The 16,262-nt window shown below is 38.1% G+C and carries 13 protein-coding genes; 8 read left to right on the top strand and 5 right to left on the bottom strand.

Annotation, left to right across the window (positions count from 1 at the left end; translation table 11 throughout):
- From MHH70_RS16645 to MHH70_RS16655, 3 genes are all read left to right on the top strand, one after another.
- The gene (locus MHH70_RS16645) at positions 1–1,764 is read left to right on the top strand and encodes an adenylate/guanylate cyclase domain-containing protein (RefSeq protein ID WP_342472038.1); all 1,764 of its coding nucleotides are present in this window, start codon (positions 1–3) and stop codon (positions 1,762–1,764) included.
- On the top strand, positions 1,761–3,227 hold the full coding sequence (locus MHH70_RS16650; RefSeq protein WP_342472039.1) for a FecR family protein: 1,467 nt from the start codon (positions 1,761–1,763) through the stop codon (positions 3,225–3,227). The genes MHH70_RS16645 and MHH70_RS16650 overlap by 4 nt, the downstream gene beginning before the upstream one ends.
- A gap of 145 nt (positions 3,228–3,372) precedes the next feature.
- Positions 3,373–5,229: a patatin-like phospholipase family protein gene (locus MHH70_RS16655; protein WP_342472040.1), complete on the top strand. Its 1,857-nt coding sequence runs from the start codon at positions 3,373–3,375 to the stop codon at positions 5,227–5,229.
- 201 nt (positions 5,230–5,430) lie between these two features.
- Here MHH70_RS16655 and MHH70_RS16660 read toward each other — a convergent pair whose 3' ends face one another.
- From MHH70_RS16660 to MHH70_RS16680, 5 genes are all read right to left on the bottom strand, one after another.
- Positions 5,431–6,489, bottom strand: a complete 1,059-nt coding sequence (locus MHH70_RS16660) for a hypothetical protein (protein ID WP_066167432.1) — start codon at positions 6,487–6,489, stop codon at positions 5,431–5,433.
- A 497-nt stretch (positions 6,490–6,986) separates the two neighbouring features.
- Complete coding sequence (gene menC / locus MHH70_RS16665) at positions 6,987–8,093, bottom strand: o-succinylbenzoate synthase (protein WP_107943198.1); 1,107 nt, start codon at positions 8,091–8,093, stop codon at positions 6,987–6,989.
- Complete coding sequence (locus MHH70_RS16670) at positions 8,094–8,903, bottom strand: GNAT family N-acetyltransferase (protein ID WP_107943197.1); 810 nt, start codon at positions 8,901–8,903, stop codon at positions 8,094–8,096.
- Entirely contained in the window at positions 8,900–10,036 is a 1,137-nt protein-coding gene (locus MHH70_RS16675; RefSeq protein WP_342472041.1) for an amidohydrolase, read from the bottom strand. The genes MHH70_RS16670 and MHH70_RS16675 overlap by 4 nt, the downstream gene beginning before the upstream one ends.
- A gap of 5 nt (positions 10,037–10,041) precedes the next feature.
- Positions 10,042–10,896 (bottom strand): MurR/RpiR family transcriptional regulator, encoded by an 855-nt coding sequence (locus tag MHH70_RS16680; RefSeq protein WP_107943195.1) that lies wholly within the window; start codon positions 10,894–10,896, stop codon positions 10,042–10,044.
- Positions 10,897–11,069: 173 nt separating this feature from the next.
- Between MHH70_RS16680 and pdxS the strand changes: the two genes are divergently transcribed.
- The 5 genes from pdxS (at position 11,070) to MHH70_RS16705 (ending at position 16,260) form a co-directional block, all read left to right on the top strand.
- Positions 11,070–11,936 carry a pyridoxal 5'-phosphate synthase lyase subunit PdxS gene (gene pdxS / locus MHH70_RS16685; RefSeq protein WP_342473225.1) on the top strand — a complete coding sequence of 289 codons (867 nt, stop codon included), beginning with the start codon at positions 11,070–11,072 and terminating at the stop codon, positions 11,934–11,936.
- 134 nt (positions 11,937–12,070) lie between these two features.
- Positions 12,071–12,565 carry an LURP-one-related family protein gene (locus MHH70_RS16690; protein ID WP_342472042.1) on the top strand — a complete coding sequence of 165 codons (495 nt, stop codon included), beginning with the start codon at positions 12,071–12,073 and terminating at the stop codon, positions 12,563–12,565.
- Positions 12,566–12,915: 350 nt separating this feature from the next.
- Positions 12,916–13,248: a DUF3870 domain-containing protein gene (locus MHH70_RS16695; protein ID WP_066166812.1), complete on the top strand. Its 333-nt coding sequence runs from the start codon at positions 12,916–12,918 to the stop codon at positions 13,246–13,248.
- A 333-nt stretch (positions 13,249–13,581) separates the two neighbouring features.
- Positions 13,582–14,667 carry a Xaa-Pro peptidase family protein gene (locus MHH70_RS16700; RefSeq protein ID WP_342472043.1) on the top strand — a complete coding sequence of 362 codons (1,086 nt, stop codon included), beginning with the start codon at positions 13,582–13,584 and terminating at the stop codon, positions 14,665–14,667.
- Positions 14,668–14,676: 9 nt separating this feature from the next.
- Complete coding sequence (locus MHH70_RS16705) at positions 14,677–16,260, top strand: ABC transporter substrate-binding protein (protein WP_082799030.1); 1,584 nt, start codon at positions 14,677–14,679, stop codon at positions 16,258–16,260.
- Positions 16,261–16,262: the final 2 nt, after the last annotated feature.

Below are 16,262 nucleotides of genomic sequence, written 5' to 3' on the forward strand. Positions count from 1 at the left end.
ATGAAAATAAAATTAAGTTATATCATAATAGCCATCACGGTTATATTAAGTTTTTTGCTTTATAAAGAAAGTTTAAAAGATCTTGAACTAAAGCTACAAGATATATGGTTGCAGGATGGAAGAGCTGTTGATTCACGTATTTCTATTATTGCTATTGACGATGCCAGCTTGCAGCAAATTGGACATTGGCCTTGGAAACGTGATGTTCATGCGCGATTAGTACAGATTTTAAATGAAGGAAATGTAGCGGTGATTGGCTTTGATATTACCTTCCCCTCACCAGCAAATGATGCTAAAGAGGACGAGCGTCTTATTGAAGAAATTACCGCAAAGAATAATGTCGTGCTCGCTCGTTATGGGCAGTTTGATAACTATGCGACAACAGGCATGATAGAAAGCGTTGCACTAGCAGAGCCCTTTCCTGCATTAAAGGAAGCAGCTAGTGGCTTAGGACATTTAAATACGATTCCAGACCAAGATGGGGTTGTTCGAAAGGCGTTATTACAATTTTCTTATCAAGGGGAAATTATACCGAGTTTTTCGGCAGTGATTGCAAAAAAATATTTAGAGCAGCAAAATCAAGCTTTAGTCATTGATGATAAAGCATTAAATGAGTTTCAACAATTTCATATTGAGTATGCAGGAAAGCCAAATGAATTCGAAGTAATCCCTTATACAATGGTGTTAAATGGGGATGTTCCTCCAGCTTACTTTGAAAATCGTATCGCTTTAATTGGTCCATATACAGTTGGCATTAAGGATGATTTTTTAACGCCAATGAGTCAAAAACAGCATATGTACGGTGTGGAGATTCATGCCAATATTATTCAAAATTTATTGGAAGGTAATTTCAAAAAAGAGTTTGCTTGGCAATGGAATATGGCGCTATTATTCATAGCGGCTAGTCTCGCCTACATTATTTGCAAAATACGCTCCTCACTATTGTCGTTGCTATTATTCGTTTTAACCACAGGGATTGTGTTGTTCAGTGGTAAAATTTTATATGACAAAGGCTGGATTATCTCTCTTGTTTATATTTTAATGTTGTTCATTATTGCCTATATTAGCTCAGTTGGCTTTAATTATTTTACTGAGCAAATGGAACGCAAGCGCATTACATCTATTTTTGGTCGCTATGTCGCACCACAAGTAGTTTCAGAAATTTTAGAGAGTGGGGAAGATGGCCTAAAATTAGGTGGAAGTAGAAAGGATATTACTGTTATTTTCGTTGATATTCGAGGCTTTACAACATTGTCTGAAAGCGTTGAGCCAGAAGAGATTGTCGGAATTTTGAATGAATATTTAAACTTAACTGCGAACTGTATTTTTGACTATGGTGGCACACTAGATAAATTTATTGGTGATGCGACAATGGCCATTTTTAATGCACCTTTACCATTGGAAAATCATGAGTTACAGGCTGTGAAAACAGCATGGGCAATGAAAGAGGGTGCAGCAGTCCTTGAGGATAAGCTAATGGAGCGCTATGGAAAAAGTGTAAAGTTTGGTATCGGCATTCATACAGGGCCCGCAGTTGTCGGCAATATCGGCTCAAAAACGCGCATGGATTATACAGCAATTGGCGATACAGTCAACACGGCTGCCCGTCTTGAAAGCAATGCGAAGTCTGGTCAAATTATTATGAGTGATAAAGTATATGAACAAGTGAAGGAACAAGTTGTAGTGAAACCATTAGGTGAAATTCATGTAAAAGGAAAGATGGAAGGTATTACTATTTATGAGCTAGTGGAGGTAAAGGGATGAATAAAAAAATGGTGATTATCGTTGTTGCAGTTACCAGTATTGTTTTCCTTTCACTATTTGCCTATCTATTTGTTAATAAAGAAACAAAAGTAGTTGGGAAAGTTTTGTCAATCAGTGGGTTAGTTGAAGTGAAAAAAGAGACGGAAGATAAAATATTGAAGGTGTTTGCGAATATGGCCTTTACCGAGGGAGACACGCTCATGACTGGCGTCGATGGACGTGCGGAATTAGCTATTGATAACAATAAGGAAATTTCAATTGCACCAAGCACTGATATTTCTTTTACGCAGCTTGTGACAAGCTTGAATGCTGGAGCTGGTAAAACTTATTTATATTTGCGAGAAGGAAAAGTAAAAATTAAAATCAACGAAAAATTAAAGGGAGACTCCAGATTTAATATTGAGACACCGAATGCCATTATGGGTGTAATGGGTACTGAATTTTTCGTTTATTATGATTCGACTGGCACATGGGTTGGTGTATTGGAAGGTCAGGTTGAAGTGGTAACTGGTGAAAATCGCATTTTATTAGTGCCACTTAATAAAAGTGTATTTATCGGCTATGATGGGGAAATTGAGATTGTCGATTTAGACATGGAGCAAGTTCAGAAGTTTGATATGGAAATTATAAGTAGTGCTAATGAAGATATACAAATTGTGGCTGCACAATTGCCAGTACAAAGTAATGAAAATACGACAAGTCAACAAGAGAATAGTTCACAAACGTTTATCAATAGCGCTCCTGTTCGAGGGAGTGTACAAAATAATAGCTTGTCAGAACAAAACAGCCTATTTAATGTGCAGGCTGTAGGGGAGCAAGCATTACCTTTATTAGACGAAGAGCTGTCGTCAAATGAAGAAGAATCGCCATTGAATGAGGAAGAGCTTCCATTAGTAGAAGAGAATCTGCCGATTGAAGAACAACCGCTAGTAGAAGAACAATTGCCAAATGAGGAACAGCATACAAGCGAGGAGGATTTACCGCTAGTAGAGGGAGAACCATCATCATATGAAGAAGAACTAACGTACGAGGAGGACCCTCCGTACAAAGAAGATCCTCCAAATGAGGAAGAAGACCCTCCGTACGAGCAAGATCCTCCAAATGAGGAAGAGGACCCCCCGTACGAAGAAAATCCTCCATATGAAGAAGAAGACCCTTCGTATGAGGAAGAGTCACCAAATGAGGAGGAAGACCCTCCGTATGAAGAAGAGCCACCAAATGAGGAGGAAGACCCTCCGTATGAAGAAGAGCCACCAAATGAGGAGGAAGACCCTCCGTATGAAGAAGAGCCACCAAATGAGGAGGAAGCCCCTCCATACGAAGAAAATCCTCCAAATGAGGAAGAGGACCCTCCGTATGAAGAAGAACCACCAAATGAGGAGGAAGGTCCTCCGTATGAAGAAGAACCACCATATGAGGAGCAACCACCAGGAGAGAATATCCCACCACCACAGGGAGTGTGATGGCACATAGGATAAATGAAAAGCAAAGGTCCTTTGATTGGGCTGTCCAGAAAGCGCAATATTTTCTAGATAACTTTGCTTTTATGTTCCTATGGGCGGAACGTCAGAAAATAATTATTGAAATAGCTAGTTAGGGGGGAATAATTTGTTATCAGAAGAAATACATCCATTAATTAATGAAGAAATAATGAGGAAACTAGAGCAATCGAACCTTGACTTGCAGAGGAATATTTTTTTAAAAGGGCAACTAATTTTAGAAAAAGGGCAAGTATCTCAGGTGATTCATATTATCGTTTCAGGAAAAGTACGTGTTTTTATTGCACAGGAAAGAAAGATTGAGCTTGCTATTTTAAGTGAGGGCCAATTTTTTGGTGAAATGTCTTGTTTAACGAACGACCCTGTCAGTGCACATGTTGAAGCGATAGATGAGGTACAAACTGTGAGTTTAAATCGTGACGGAATGATGTTGTTAATGGACCAAAATGCTGCATTTAGACTGCAAATTATTGAATCTATGGTAACGCGTATTCAAAATTCTAATGAGCGTGTTGTGGAGGAACATACGAAAAGTTTATTGCTACTTAAGCATCATGAGCATGAGGTGCAGGAGAAATATGATGCATTGATTGGGGAAACGGATTTAATGGTGAAGCTACGCAAAAAAATTATTGCTGCTTCGCAGCAAACAATGCCGGTCATATGTATAGGTGAGCCTGGAACAGAAAAATTAAGTGTTGCTAAACATTTACATGATTTATCAACATATAGGAATTATCCGTTTATTTTAATTGATGCGCAGCATTTCACATTGAAAGAATGGCGGGAAAAATCTCGACTGGCGCAGGGAGGAACACTTGTAGTTGAAAATGCAGAAATACTCGATAGTAATGCAATAAAGGAATTGACTAAGCTTGAGCAACAAACAAGGATTGTTTTTATATCAACGAAAAAGCTAATACTACGCACGGCAATAGAAATTGCTATTCCACCTTTACGTAATCGAGTGGGGGATATTCCATTACTAGCCAAATATTATGCAGAGAAAATGGGCGTTAATCGAGAATATTCGATTTCAGAAGAGGCAATTCGTCTGTTAAAGCTATATCCGTTTGTGCGCAACAATGTGGAAGAATTAAAAGCGGTAATACAAAAAGCATTTGTATTAAGTGAGGGAAGAACAATTTATAGTAAGCATCTGCGTTTTGCTACAAATCGTAAACCAGGAGAAAGACCGAAAATTGGGGTGGCCTTAGGAAGTGGCGCTGCAAGAGGGCAAGCGCATATCGGTGTATTGCAAGTGCTAGAAGAAGCTGGGATACCTATTGATATTATAGCTGGAACGAGCGTTGGGGCGATTGTAGGGGGAGGATATGCAGCAGGAGCCTCTGTGGCAGATATGAAAAAGATTTTGTCAAAGGTGACATGGGGACAATTAGTACGTCCGGCGATGTCGCTACGCTCCTTTGTTGACAATACACCCGTAATTCAATTTATTGAGCAGCATATCGGGCAGCGAATGATTGAAGATTTGCCTATTCCATTTGCTGCTGTTGCCTCAGATGCCTTAACTGGAGAGGCACATATTATGAAAAAAGGCTCTTTAGCCCATGCGTTAAGAGCGAGCTCTTGTATTCCAGCAGTGATGCGACCTGTTCAATATGAAGGTAGAATACTGGTAGATGGTGCAGTTGTTCATCCTGTCCCAGCTGCACTTGTTAAAAGTATGGGGGCAGATATTGTGATTGGTGTCAACATTTGCGCAGAATCCTTTGCTAAAGGGACGTCAAGACATATTGTTGATTCATTGATGAATACGATTGATATGATGAGTGCCAAGCTTGTAAAAGAGGAGCTACAATTAGCGGATGTTATTATTCGCCCAGACCTAGGCTTTAATCAAATAAGATTTGGTAAGGAATTAGCCTTTTGTATATCTGCTGGAAAATCTGCAGCACGTCATTCGATTAATCAGATTCATCAAATAATAGAGGCGAAGAGCTGATAGAGGAAAGTCCAAATAAATCAGGACAAGCCGCAAATAAAACGAGAAGCTACTGAAAAGATAGCTTCTTGTTTTGTAAGTTTAATTGTACTTTTATGCTATTTTACTTTACTTTGCTTATGTATCATCGAAAACGTCCGAAGAGCAGTGCATTACCTGCTTCCCAGACGCCCCTCCACCCCTTCTCGAATTAATCTATTTTTAATTTGCTAGACCCTTCCTATCTTTCCGTAACCATGCAAAAATAATGACAAGAATAAGGACGAATCCTAGATAGCCCATTGTAGCATATACTTTACTTACTAAGTTTGTAAAACCAATAAAGCTTGCCACAAAGCCGGCAGTACCAACAAGAACAACTGCTGGTTTAAACATTTGATGGTCAGGTGCAATAAAGCGCACTGTAAATGCATAAAACATACCGACAGCAGTGTTATACATCATGCCCAGTAGTGCGACTGCCATTAAGATACCGATAAATGGATGGATTTGTTTCGCTAATGCTAGTGTGGGCATATCAACACCTGCAACAATGTCTATTTTCACAAACATAGTGACATTAATTAAAATAATTAGAAAGCCGAGCATAATACCACCTAAAATCCCGCCCATTCCCGCCACTTTACGGTCTTTGACAGTACCACCCATAACGATTAACATAGCAGCACCTGCCGCAAGATTATATGAAACGTATAGCAATGCGCTGACAAACCAATTGGAGCTCGCAGATGCTTGTTCCTTTGCTATTTGATTTGCTTCTGACAAAGATAGGTCCATCGTAAATAAAGAGTAGATTAAAATAATGAAAATAACAGCCATTAAATAAGGAGTTAAAATGGCAATAACATTAATGATATTTTTAACATTTAATAGCAACGTAGCGATTGTCAATACAACCATAATAATGCTACCAATGGCTGTAGGGATGCCAAACATTTGCTGGAATGTTGCTCCAGAGCCAGCAAACATAACAACGGCTACACCAAATAAAAAGAAGGTAATTAAAAAATCAAGTGCAAGCCCAATATAGCGCCCGCCCATATAGTAAATAACACCTTTATGTGAGGTAGTTTGAAGCTGTGAGCCAAGCTGAGCCAATGTCATACCTAAAAATGAAAAGGCAAAAGTGGCGAGTAGTGCCCCCACAATCCCAACTAAGCCAAAGCTCGTAAAAAATTGCATAATTTCTTGCCCTGAGGCAAAGCCTGCACCAACAATTAAGCCAACGAATGCGCCACCAATTTGTAAACTTTTTCTCATTTTTTCACCTTCACTTATATTTTTTAAAAATTCCGACTTTTCATATGCCATATAAAGTGAATCAACAGCGAATAGGAATTTTCACAGATTGCTAGTTTCACTAAATGGATTTTTTATAGGCTGTTTGGAAAGTAAAAAACCTTCCTAAGCTAACAAAATACAGTTTTGCTTATACGATTGTATGTTAAAGCAAAGTCTTTATACGGAGTATTTTCAACCTGATAAAAAATTTATTTGTTTTCGAAATAAGACATATTTCAATAAACAATAGCGGGAGCTGTCCGAAAAGTTTATTTTGTTTTGCCACCGCATTGAAATCAATGTTTTCATCGCTTCCCTTTTACTGAAGGATAGCGCTGCTAAAGCCAATGTTCATCCCATTTTTAAAAGAGGCGTTTTCTGTTTATAGGAATCAACATTTTGCGAAGCATCATCGCTACTGTCCAAAATGCCAGCTATGCACGGCTTTTTGGACAGCTCCCTTTCACAATGAATAGTTAACGGTAAATTTTTGACGCTATCGTGTAAGCATCCACTGTTTCTCTATTTACCTCATAACCAATACCTACTGTTTGAGGTATTTGGATATAGCCGTTTTCAGCGACAACCTCGGGTTCAATAATATCCTTTTCCCAATAGCGGCTTGAGCTTGCTGTGTCACCAGGCAGGGTGAAGTTCGAAAGTGCTGTTAGAGCCACATTATGTGCGCGACCTACGCCAGATTCTAGCATGCCACCACACCATACAGGAATGCCTGCCGTTGCGCAATAATCATGAATTTTTTTGGCTTCTGTTAAGCCGCCAACACGACCGATTTTTATGTTGATAATTTTAGTAGAGCCTAGTTCCACAGCTTTACGTGCATCTTCAAGTGAATGAATGCTTTCATCTAAGCAAATTGGTGTTGTTAGTTGCTCCTGTAATTTCGCATGGTCAATAATATCATCTGAAGCTAAAGGTTGCTCAATCATTGTTAAATTGAATTCATCCAGTTGCTTTAATAATTCAGCATCCTCTAAACGATATGCTGAGTTGGCATCAGCCATAATTGCCACATGGGGGAATGTTTCGCGCAAAGTACGCATTACCTCTACATCCCAGCCTGGTTTCACCTTCACTTTAATCCGCTTATAACCTTCCTTCACGTAGCCGTCTACTAATTCAACAAGTTCTTCAATTGAATTTTGAATGCCGATACTGATGCCCACTTCGATTTTATCTCTCGTACCACCAAGAGCCTGTGCTAATGATTGTTTTGTTTGCTGTGCGTAAATATCCCAAACAGCACCTTCAATCGTCGATTTTGCCATATTGTTTTTACGGATTGGTGCAAAAATTTCACTGACTTCATCTGGGTGAGCGATGTCTTTATTTAAAATTAGAGGAATTAAAAAATCCTCTAGCATATGCCAATTCGTTTTAAGCGTCTCTTCGTTATACCAAGGGGAGTCGAAGGCAACAGATTCACCCCAACCGATTGTACCCGCCTCATCCTTAGCCTCTAAAAGTAAAAAGTTTTTCGTTGTAAATGTGCCAAAACTCGTTGTAAACGGTGATTTTAATTCCATTTGTAAATGGCGTATCGTCATTTCAATAATCTTCATTTATGCTTCCTCCAGTGCTAAAGTTGCTTTTTTTACGAAAATGTATTCATTCCATTTTGGCTGTTTTTCTATGCGAACTGCCGTATAGCCTGCCGCAAATAAACCTTGAAATATTTTGCGTGTGGCGAGTCGCCAATGCAATGCAAGCTCGTTGCTTTGCTTTTTTAACATTTGAAAATCCTGTGGGACAGGTAAAGAATAACTCACAGCATCATAATGTCCTAGCTCAATCACTTGTAATGCTGGCAACCTATGTTCATCAATTAAGATTTCGCCAAGAGGAATAGTTTCCAGCACTAAAGGTTGATGCTTCTCCACTACATAATTGCTCGTTAAATGCCAATGCACCTCGAAACGGTCAGAGGGCAATCCTTTATTAAAGCCATCCTGCATTTCACCATAGCAATTTTCAATATACGTATCGCAAATACCGTTAAGCTTCGATAAATTTAAAAAGCCATTACGTGTTTCAAGAGGATCGTATGTCCAAGTCATTAAATCATAGCCTTTTTTGATAGCTATCTCACGCTGTGCTAGCTTTAGACGCTCACCAATTTGCTGAGAGCGATAGGCATCATCAATGCCGAGCATATGTGAGCATAAATAGCTTTTCCCATTTTTCATACCTGCAAAGCCATAGCTAAAGCCAATTAATCGCTCCATATCAAAAGCCCCAACGATAATCCCTCCATTTTTAACAGCTGTAAATGTTTGGTGTGTTGGAATAGGGGAGATTCCCCATACTTTATACTCTAGCTGCTGGACGAGCTCCATTTCTTCAATCGTTGTTAATTCTTTAATCAAAATCATGATTGTCCGCTTCTTTCTACTTGCTGTAAGGCTAATAATAAAGCTTTCGTAATAATTTCGGCTCCCACATATAGACGTTCTTTATTAAAGGTCATGAGCGGATGGTGGAGACCAGGCGTCACACCACAGCCCAAGCCAAGCATTGTTGTTTTTAAATGCGGCTGCTTGTAAGCGTAATAATGGAAATCCTCACCGCCGGGCGTAATAACATCGCTAGCGCAATTTTCTTCACCAACTGTTTTGATAATTGCTTGCTTCATAATCGCTTTCGCCTCATCGTTCACTTGTGCTGCAACGATATGAGCGGCACAGTTTGTTTCAATTTTTGCGCCATAAAGTGTGCTGATTGCTGTGACAGCTTTATTGAAGCCATCTGTCAGTGCCTCCATTGTGTCATTGGTTTGCGCCCGCGCATCAATACTAAATGTTGCAGTACCAGGAATAATGTTTGCTGATGAACCGCCTGCTTGAAGCTGTGTCATTTTAATTGATGCTGATTGTGTAGGACTAATCCAATGACGCTTAATTGCATCGACAAGAGCAGCCGCTACCTCGATTGCGTTAATCCCTTGCTCGGGGCGAGCACCATGTGCTTCAATACCTGTAATTGTGCCTGTAAACATTTTGGCAGCCCCGTGATAAAGTGCTGGTGCATGAACACCATCTGGAATTTCAACTAATGGTCTTACATGTGTGCCGAATAAATATTGAAGAGGCTCGGTAATTCCTTGTTCTATTATCGCTTTGGCTCCTTGTCCTTTCTCCTCAGCAGGTTGGAAGATGATACGAACTGCGCTAGGTAAAGTGTCTTTTAGCTTGTTTAATAATAATGCTACGCCAATAGCTATCGTCATATGACCGTCATGTCCACAAGAATGATTTGCTTTAAACTCGCCGTTAACCTCCTGCCAAAGAGCATCTATGTCGGTGCGAAAGCCGACTCTAGGAATGCCTTGACCAATGTCAACATAAAGTCCCGTCATATTATCGAAGGTTTGTGGCTGTAAGCCTTCTTCTGTTAAAAACTGTGCTATGTAAGCAGTTGTTTCAACTTCTTGCCAGCTAATTTCTGGATTTGCATGTAAATGAATAAATACTTTTTCCATTTGTTCTGTAATTGTTTGTACTGTCATAGTAATCAACTCCATCTATTTGCTAAAAAGCTATTTTGAAAATCATCATAATTGACTCGTTGCTGATTATAGTATGGTATATCGTGAGACATCATGCCAGCAACTAGCGTATTGAGAAATGCCATCAGCACAGGCATTAAATCAATTGTCGAAAGCTCTACCTGTTGTAAAACAAATGCATCATGTACATATTGATGAATCGGTGCGACGTTCGTATCAGTAATAGCCACTATATAAGCACCTCGTTTCTGAAACTGCTCGGCAATTTGGAGGGGCTCTTTATAATAACGGTGTAAGGAAATAACGATGGCAATTGCTGTTTCATCGACTTCCTGCAATGTTCGAATAAGTGTACTCGTATCAGTTTGAACGAGCTTCACATTTGGGCGTAGCATATTGAGTGTGAACTGTAGCCATTGGGCAGCGAAGGCAGAGGCACCAGCCCCAATTAAATAAATAGTATTAGCTTCATGAATTTTTTTGGTTGCTTCGTGGAATTGCTGAGGGTCAATTTCGTTAGCGACATTTGCAATTTGCTTGCTTATTTGTCCCATCACTTTCTCACAAAGCTGCTCATTCACAAGTGCCTCTTTAGATGTTACATAATTGCCTAATGTACTATTCGTCTTATGTTCAAGTAAATATTTTGTCCATTCTTTTTGGAGCTGTACATAGCCATCAAGACCAAGTGAATAGCAAAAACGTATTACGGTTGTTTCGCTTGCACCAGCCTTTTTTCCAACTTCGGCTGCAGAATGCATACTAATGAAAGTAGGGTTATTTAGTACGAAATTTGCCACTTTTTGCTGTGATTTTGATAATGCATTAAAATGCTGCTCAATTCTCTTTTTAATTGACATCGAAAGAAGTCACTCCTTCATTTTCAATAAACTGAAGTATAGACTTCAATTTAACATAAACAATAAGAGAGTGCAATGAGTTTTCTGAAAGTTCTTTCAAATGATTTTTTCCTGACACTATAAAAAAATACAAAACTGGATATTTTGAAGTGGTCAAAATATGCTAACCTAAAATTAGGAAAAGGAGGAAGATAAAAATGATGAAATATAGTGGTGTAATTATGGATGTTATAAATGCGGAGCAAGCGAAAATTGCAGAAGCTTCCGGAGCTGTAGCCGTTATGGCTTTAGAGCGTGTACCATCAGATATTCGTGCAGCTGGTGGTGTTGCACGTATGGCAGACCCACGCATTGTAGAGGAGGTGCAGGCTGCTGTTTCCATTCCCGTTATGGCAAAGGTACGCATCGGTCATATTACGGAGGCGCGTGTACTAGAGGCGATGAATATTGATTTTATCGATGAAAGTGAAGTTCTAACACCAGCAGATGAAGAGTTTCATTTATTAAAAAGTGAATTTAAAGTACCATTCGTTTGTGGTGCACGCAATCTTGGGGAGGCAGCAAGACGTATCGGTGAAGGGGCAAAAATGCTACGAACAAAAGGTGAACCGGGTACAGGAAATATTGTTGAAGCAGTACGCCATTTACGTGAAGTAAATGCACAAATGCAAAAAATAATTCATATGGACCGAGCAGAATTAATGACAGAGGCTAGAAAGCTTGGTGCTCCTTATGAGGTGTTGCTTGCAATTAAAGAGGCGAAGCGTTTGCCTGTAATAAATTATGCAGCAGGTGGTATAGCAACACCGGCAGACGCAGCACTCATGATGGAGCTAGGTGCAGATGGTGTATTTGTTGGCTCAGGAATTTTTAAGTCAGAGAAGCCAGAGCTCATTGCAAAGGCAATCGTGCAAGCAACGGCTAATTTTCGAGATTACGACCTGATTGCTCGCTTATCAAAAGATTTAGGTACACCGATGAAGGGGATTGATTTATCCACATTACCAGATTGCGAAAGAATGGCTACGCGCAGTTTATAAATGCTGCTTATAGCTGTTGAAAAACGGAAGCATGCTTGTTTTTCAACAGCTTACATATGATAGAGTAAATGAATGAATCTATTGGAAGACGAAAAACGTATATATTAGTTAATACGGAACAGGGGGGAACAGATATGAACCAGCTCTATATTAAACAAAAAGTATTTAGCTTGAGTGGGAAGTTTACAGTGAAAAATGCACAGGGAGAAGATGTGTACTTTGTTGAGGGAAGCTTTCTCCAAATTCCAAAAACGTTTACGATATTTAATTCATCACGAGCTGAGGTAGCAATTATTACGAAAAAGGTTTTTAGCTTTTTACCAACATTTTTTGTTGAAGTAGATGGACGAGAAATGGTGCGAATTAAAAAAGAATTCAGTTTTTTAAAAGCACGTTATTCCATTGTAGCGGAAGGAATTGAGGTGCGGGGCAATTGGTTCGATATGAATTTTTCTATATTTAAGCATGGAGAAGTTGTTGGAAAAGTGAATAAAGAATGGTTTACATGGGGGGATAGCTATAAGGTGGAAGTTTTAGATGAGCAATTGGAGAAGTTAATCATTGCGCTCGTTGTAGCGATTGATTGTGTAAAGGCAGATAATGCAGCGGCTGCATCTGCAGCAACATAAAGCTATTGGAAAAGAACGTATGGCAAAGAGGAAGAAGAATTTTAATTCATATTTCAAAGGCGATATCGTTTATCCCGTATTAACAAATTTGTTTGCGACGAGTAACCGCAGGAGCACAGACCCCCACTTCAAAACAGCAGATAAAATCGAGATGTTTAAGTGGGGGACGTGCGAAACCCCCCTCTGATTGAAGGTTCACTTTATTCGAAGGTGAATTTTACCTTAATAACGTAAGTTTTAATGTACAAATAAATTATGGTAACTCGGTTATATTTAGGATTTCCCGACTGATTGACTTTTCAGAATATTGTTATTAAAATATATTGAAATAGTTAGAGAGGGGAAGGAGTATGCGATCTACAACGATTATTTGTACAGGCTATGCTCGTTTACCGGAGGGAATGGCTGCTAAGAATTTATACGGAGTAATGGGAATTGGCTTTGAAATTGATTCAGAAACTGATCGTATAATAAATGTTTCTTCCACATTTGTCACTTCCATGTGCTCCGATTTTCTTCAATCCATATTTGTTGGGCATGATATGAAATTAGGTTTAGAGGAACAAATCGAACAATTTGAAAATCGCTATTTTGCCCTAGGAAAGAAAGCGGTTTCGGTAGCGATTCGAGATGCATATAATCAATTTTTAATTTATAAAAATAAAATAAAAGTTGACAATTAATTGAGTTCAGACTATTCTGATATTATAAAGTGAAACTTCAATCAGTCGGGGCGTTTCTCATCCCGCACGGATTGTTAGTTGAACCAATCGGGCTTTTACGGGCAGTTGAACTGCCACTTAGCCTTTAACCTATTTTCACTTAAGTTTTTAAGTGGGAGGCTTAATGCGAGTTAAAATTAAATACAGCTATTTCGATTTGCTTGGAAAACCTTCTAGAAGTAACCCTTCTATGAATTCATTTTTCAAACCCAAACAGAAATAATATTCGTATCGTTATGATTATTTAATGGTGCGTATATTAATTCTGTTTTTTTTATTTTAAAGGAGGATGTTATGAGACACGAAATTAGAATGAATCAAATTTATGAAAAGCTTATATTTTCTAAAACTTGCACCATCGTTTGTTCAGCCGAAAATATCCAATATCTTACGGGTGAAGATATGTCTTTTTCTTCAAGACCCTATTATTTGTTGTTAAAGCCGGATGATACGTTTGAGTTATTTATTAATGAGCTGTATAAACAACATCCGCTAAAAATAAGCAATATAAATATTATTTATTACTTAGATAGTGAGGAGGGAGTTGAGCAGTTAAGCAAGCATATATCATTAAATCAAAAAGTGTTTTTTGATTGTGGTCTTAGCTTACATGATTATTTATATTTGCAGACTAAACGCTCTGATTTACAACTATCCATTACTAGCTACATTGAGGATATGAGAATTATTAAGGATGAAAAAGAAATTGATTGTTTAAGCCAAGCGACTTTAATAACGGATGCTGTTTTTTGTCAATTGCAGGAGCTTATTCATTTACCTGCAACTGAACTATCTATTAAGCATCAAATTATTACTTTATTTGCACAATCAAATGTTCATCAGTTAAATTTCAATCCGATTGTAGCAACAGGGAGAAATACGGTAAATCCGCATCACCTGTCAAGGGAAGTAGGGATTCAAGAAGGGGAATCTATTTTGATTGATATTGGCTGCAAATATAATGGGTACCGTTCAGATATGACGAGGATGATGAAATGTGGTGAGTTGTTAGATGCTAAAATAACGGAATATTTCGATATTTTGAAGGAGATACAATCTACGGTGATTGACATGATAAAGCCGGGTTTAGGCATTAAAGAAGTAGATTTATTTGTTAGAGGAGAGTTAAAAAAGAGAAATTTGCTAGATTATTATACGCATAATCTAGGGCATGGAATTGGTCTAGCAGCGTATGAGTACCCATATATTAATCACTTTTCAAATGATGTATTTCAAGAGGGAATGGTTGTAACAATTGGCCCAGGTATTTATATTGAAGGGCAGTTCGGACTGCGAATTGAAGACGTTGTACACGTTCAACATGAAAGAGCAAAAAAACTAAGCAATCTTTCGAATGAATGGCTAAATATTAATTATTAAGGGGGAAAAATGATGAAAGAGAAAGTTAAATTATTGTTTGTGATGTTATTTGCAGTTGCTGTATTAGCAGCATGTAGCTTTAGTAATCCTGAAGAAAATACTTCTTCAGAAAATGGGGGAACTAGCTTTAAAAATGAAATAAAAATTGGTTTAGATGTCGATGCAACAAAATTAGATACTAGATTAGCAAGCGACTCATCTAGTAAGCGTGTAACTGAAGTTGTATATAACGGTTTAATTCGTCTGAATACAAATTTAGAGCCAACACCAGATTTAGCTGAAAGTTGGGAAAATCCTGATGAGCTAACATGGATTTTTAATTTAAGAGAAGGCGTGAAGTTCCATGATGGTGAAGTATTAACAGCCGAAGATGTGAAATATACATTTGATACAATTCTTGACCCAGCCTTCCAATCAAATTCTTTAGCGTTATTTTCACCGATTAAATCAGTTGAAATAGTAGATGATTATAAGGTGCAATTTAATTTATCACAAGCCTACGCACCATTACTTAGTTATTTAGAAATAGGCATTGTGCCAAAACATATTGCTGAAGTGGATAGTGAATCATTAATTACGAAGCCTATTGGTACAGGTCCATATAAATTCGATAGCTGGGATAAAAATAGCAAAATTGTTTTAACAGCGAATAAAGAATATTACGCTGGCACACCTAAAACAGAAAAATTAACTTACTTTATTATTCCTGATAACTCTACTCGAGTAGCCTCACTAGAATCGGGGGATATAGATTTTATTCACTCGCCGCTTTCAGCATCCGATGTCGAGCGCATGAGAGGGAATAATGATTTCATTACTGAAGAAAAAGAAGGCGTTGGCTACACTTATTTAAACTTTAATATGAAAAATGAAAAAACAGCTGATTTGAAAGTTAGACAAGCTATCTCACATCTTATTGATAAAGAAACGATTTCATCGGCGATTTATCGTGGAATGGACAAGCCTGCAAAATCACCATTAGTGCCATCATCTTGGGCATATAGCGATGATGTACCCGATTTTGAATATAGCCCGGAAAAAGCGAAGGAATTATTAAAAGAAGCGGGTTATGAGGATACAAATGGTGATGGCATTGTTGATAAAAATGGCGTTAATTTAGAAATTGAGCTTGCTACGCATACGGAGGACCCAAATCGAATTCAAGTAGTGGAGTATTTGCAAAATGAATTTTCTAAAAACGGCATTAAAACAAGGGTAACAACTACAGAATGGTCAACATTTAGCAATAATATGATGGAAGGTAAATATGAAGTTGCTTTATTAGGTTGGTTAAATTTATTTGACCCTGACCGTGCTACGTACAATCAATTCCATTCATCAAGTGGTAACAACTATGGGAAATATAATAATCCTAAAGTCGATGCATTACTAGAAGAAGGTCGAGAAAATAGCGAGCAAGCGAAACGAAAAGAGATTTATAAAGAAGTCGCAACAATTGTTAATGAAGAAGTAGCTTATAACGTTTTACTATATCAAGGCTATGTTGTTATTCATTCGAAGAAATTAATTGGCTTTGAATCTTCACCAAATGGAAGCTTCTATAGCATGGTTAATGTACAAGTTGAAAATTAATT

The organism is Metasolibacillus sp. FSL H7-0170, assembly GCF_038593115.1.
Lineage (GTDB): Bacteria > Bacillota > Bacilli > Bacillales_A > Planococcaceae > Metasolibacillus > Metasolibacillus fluoroglycofenilyticus.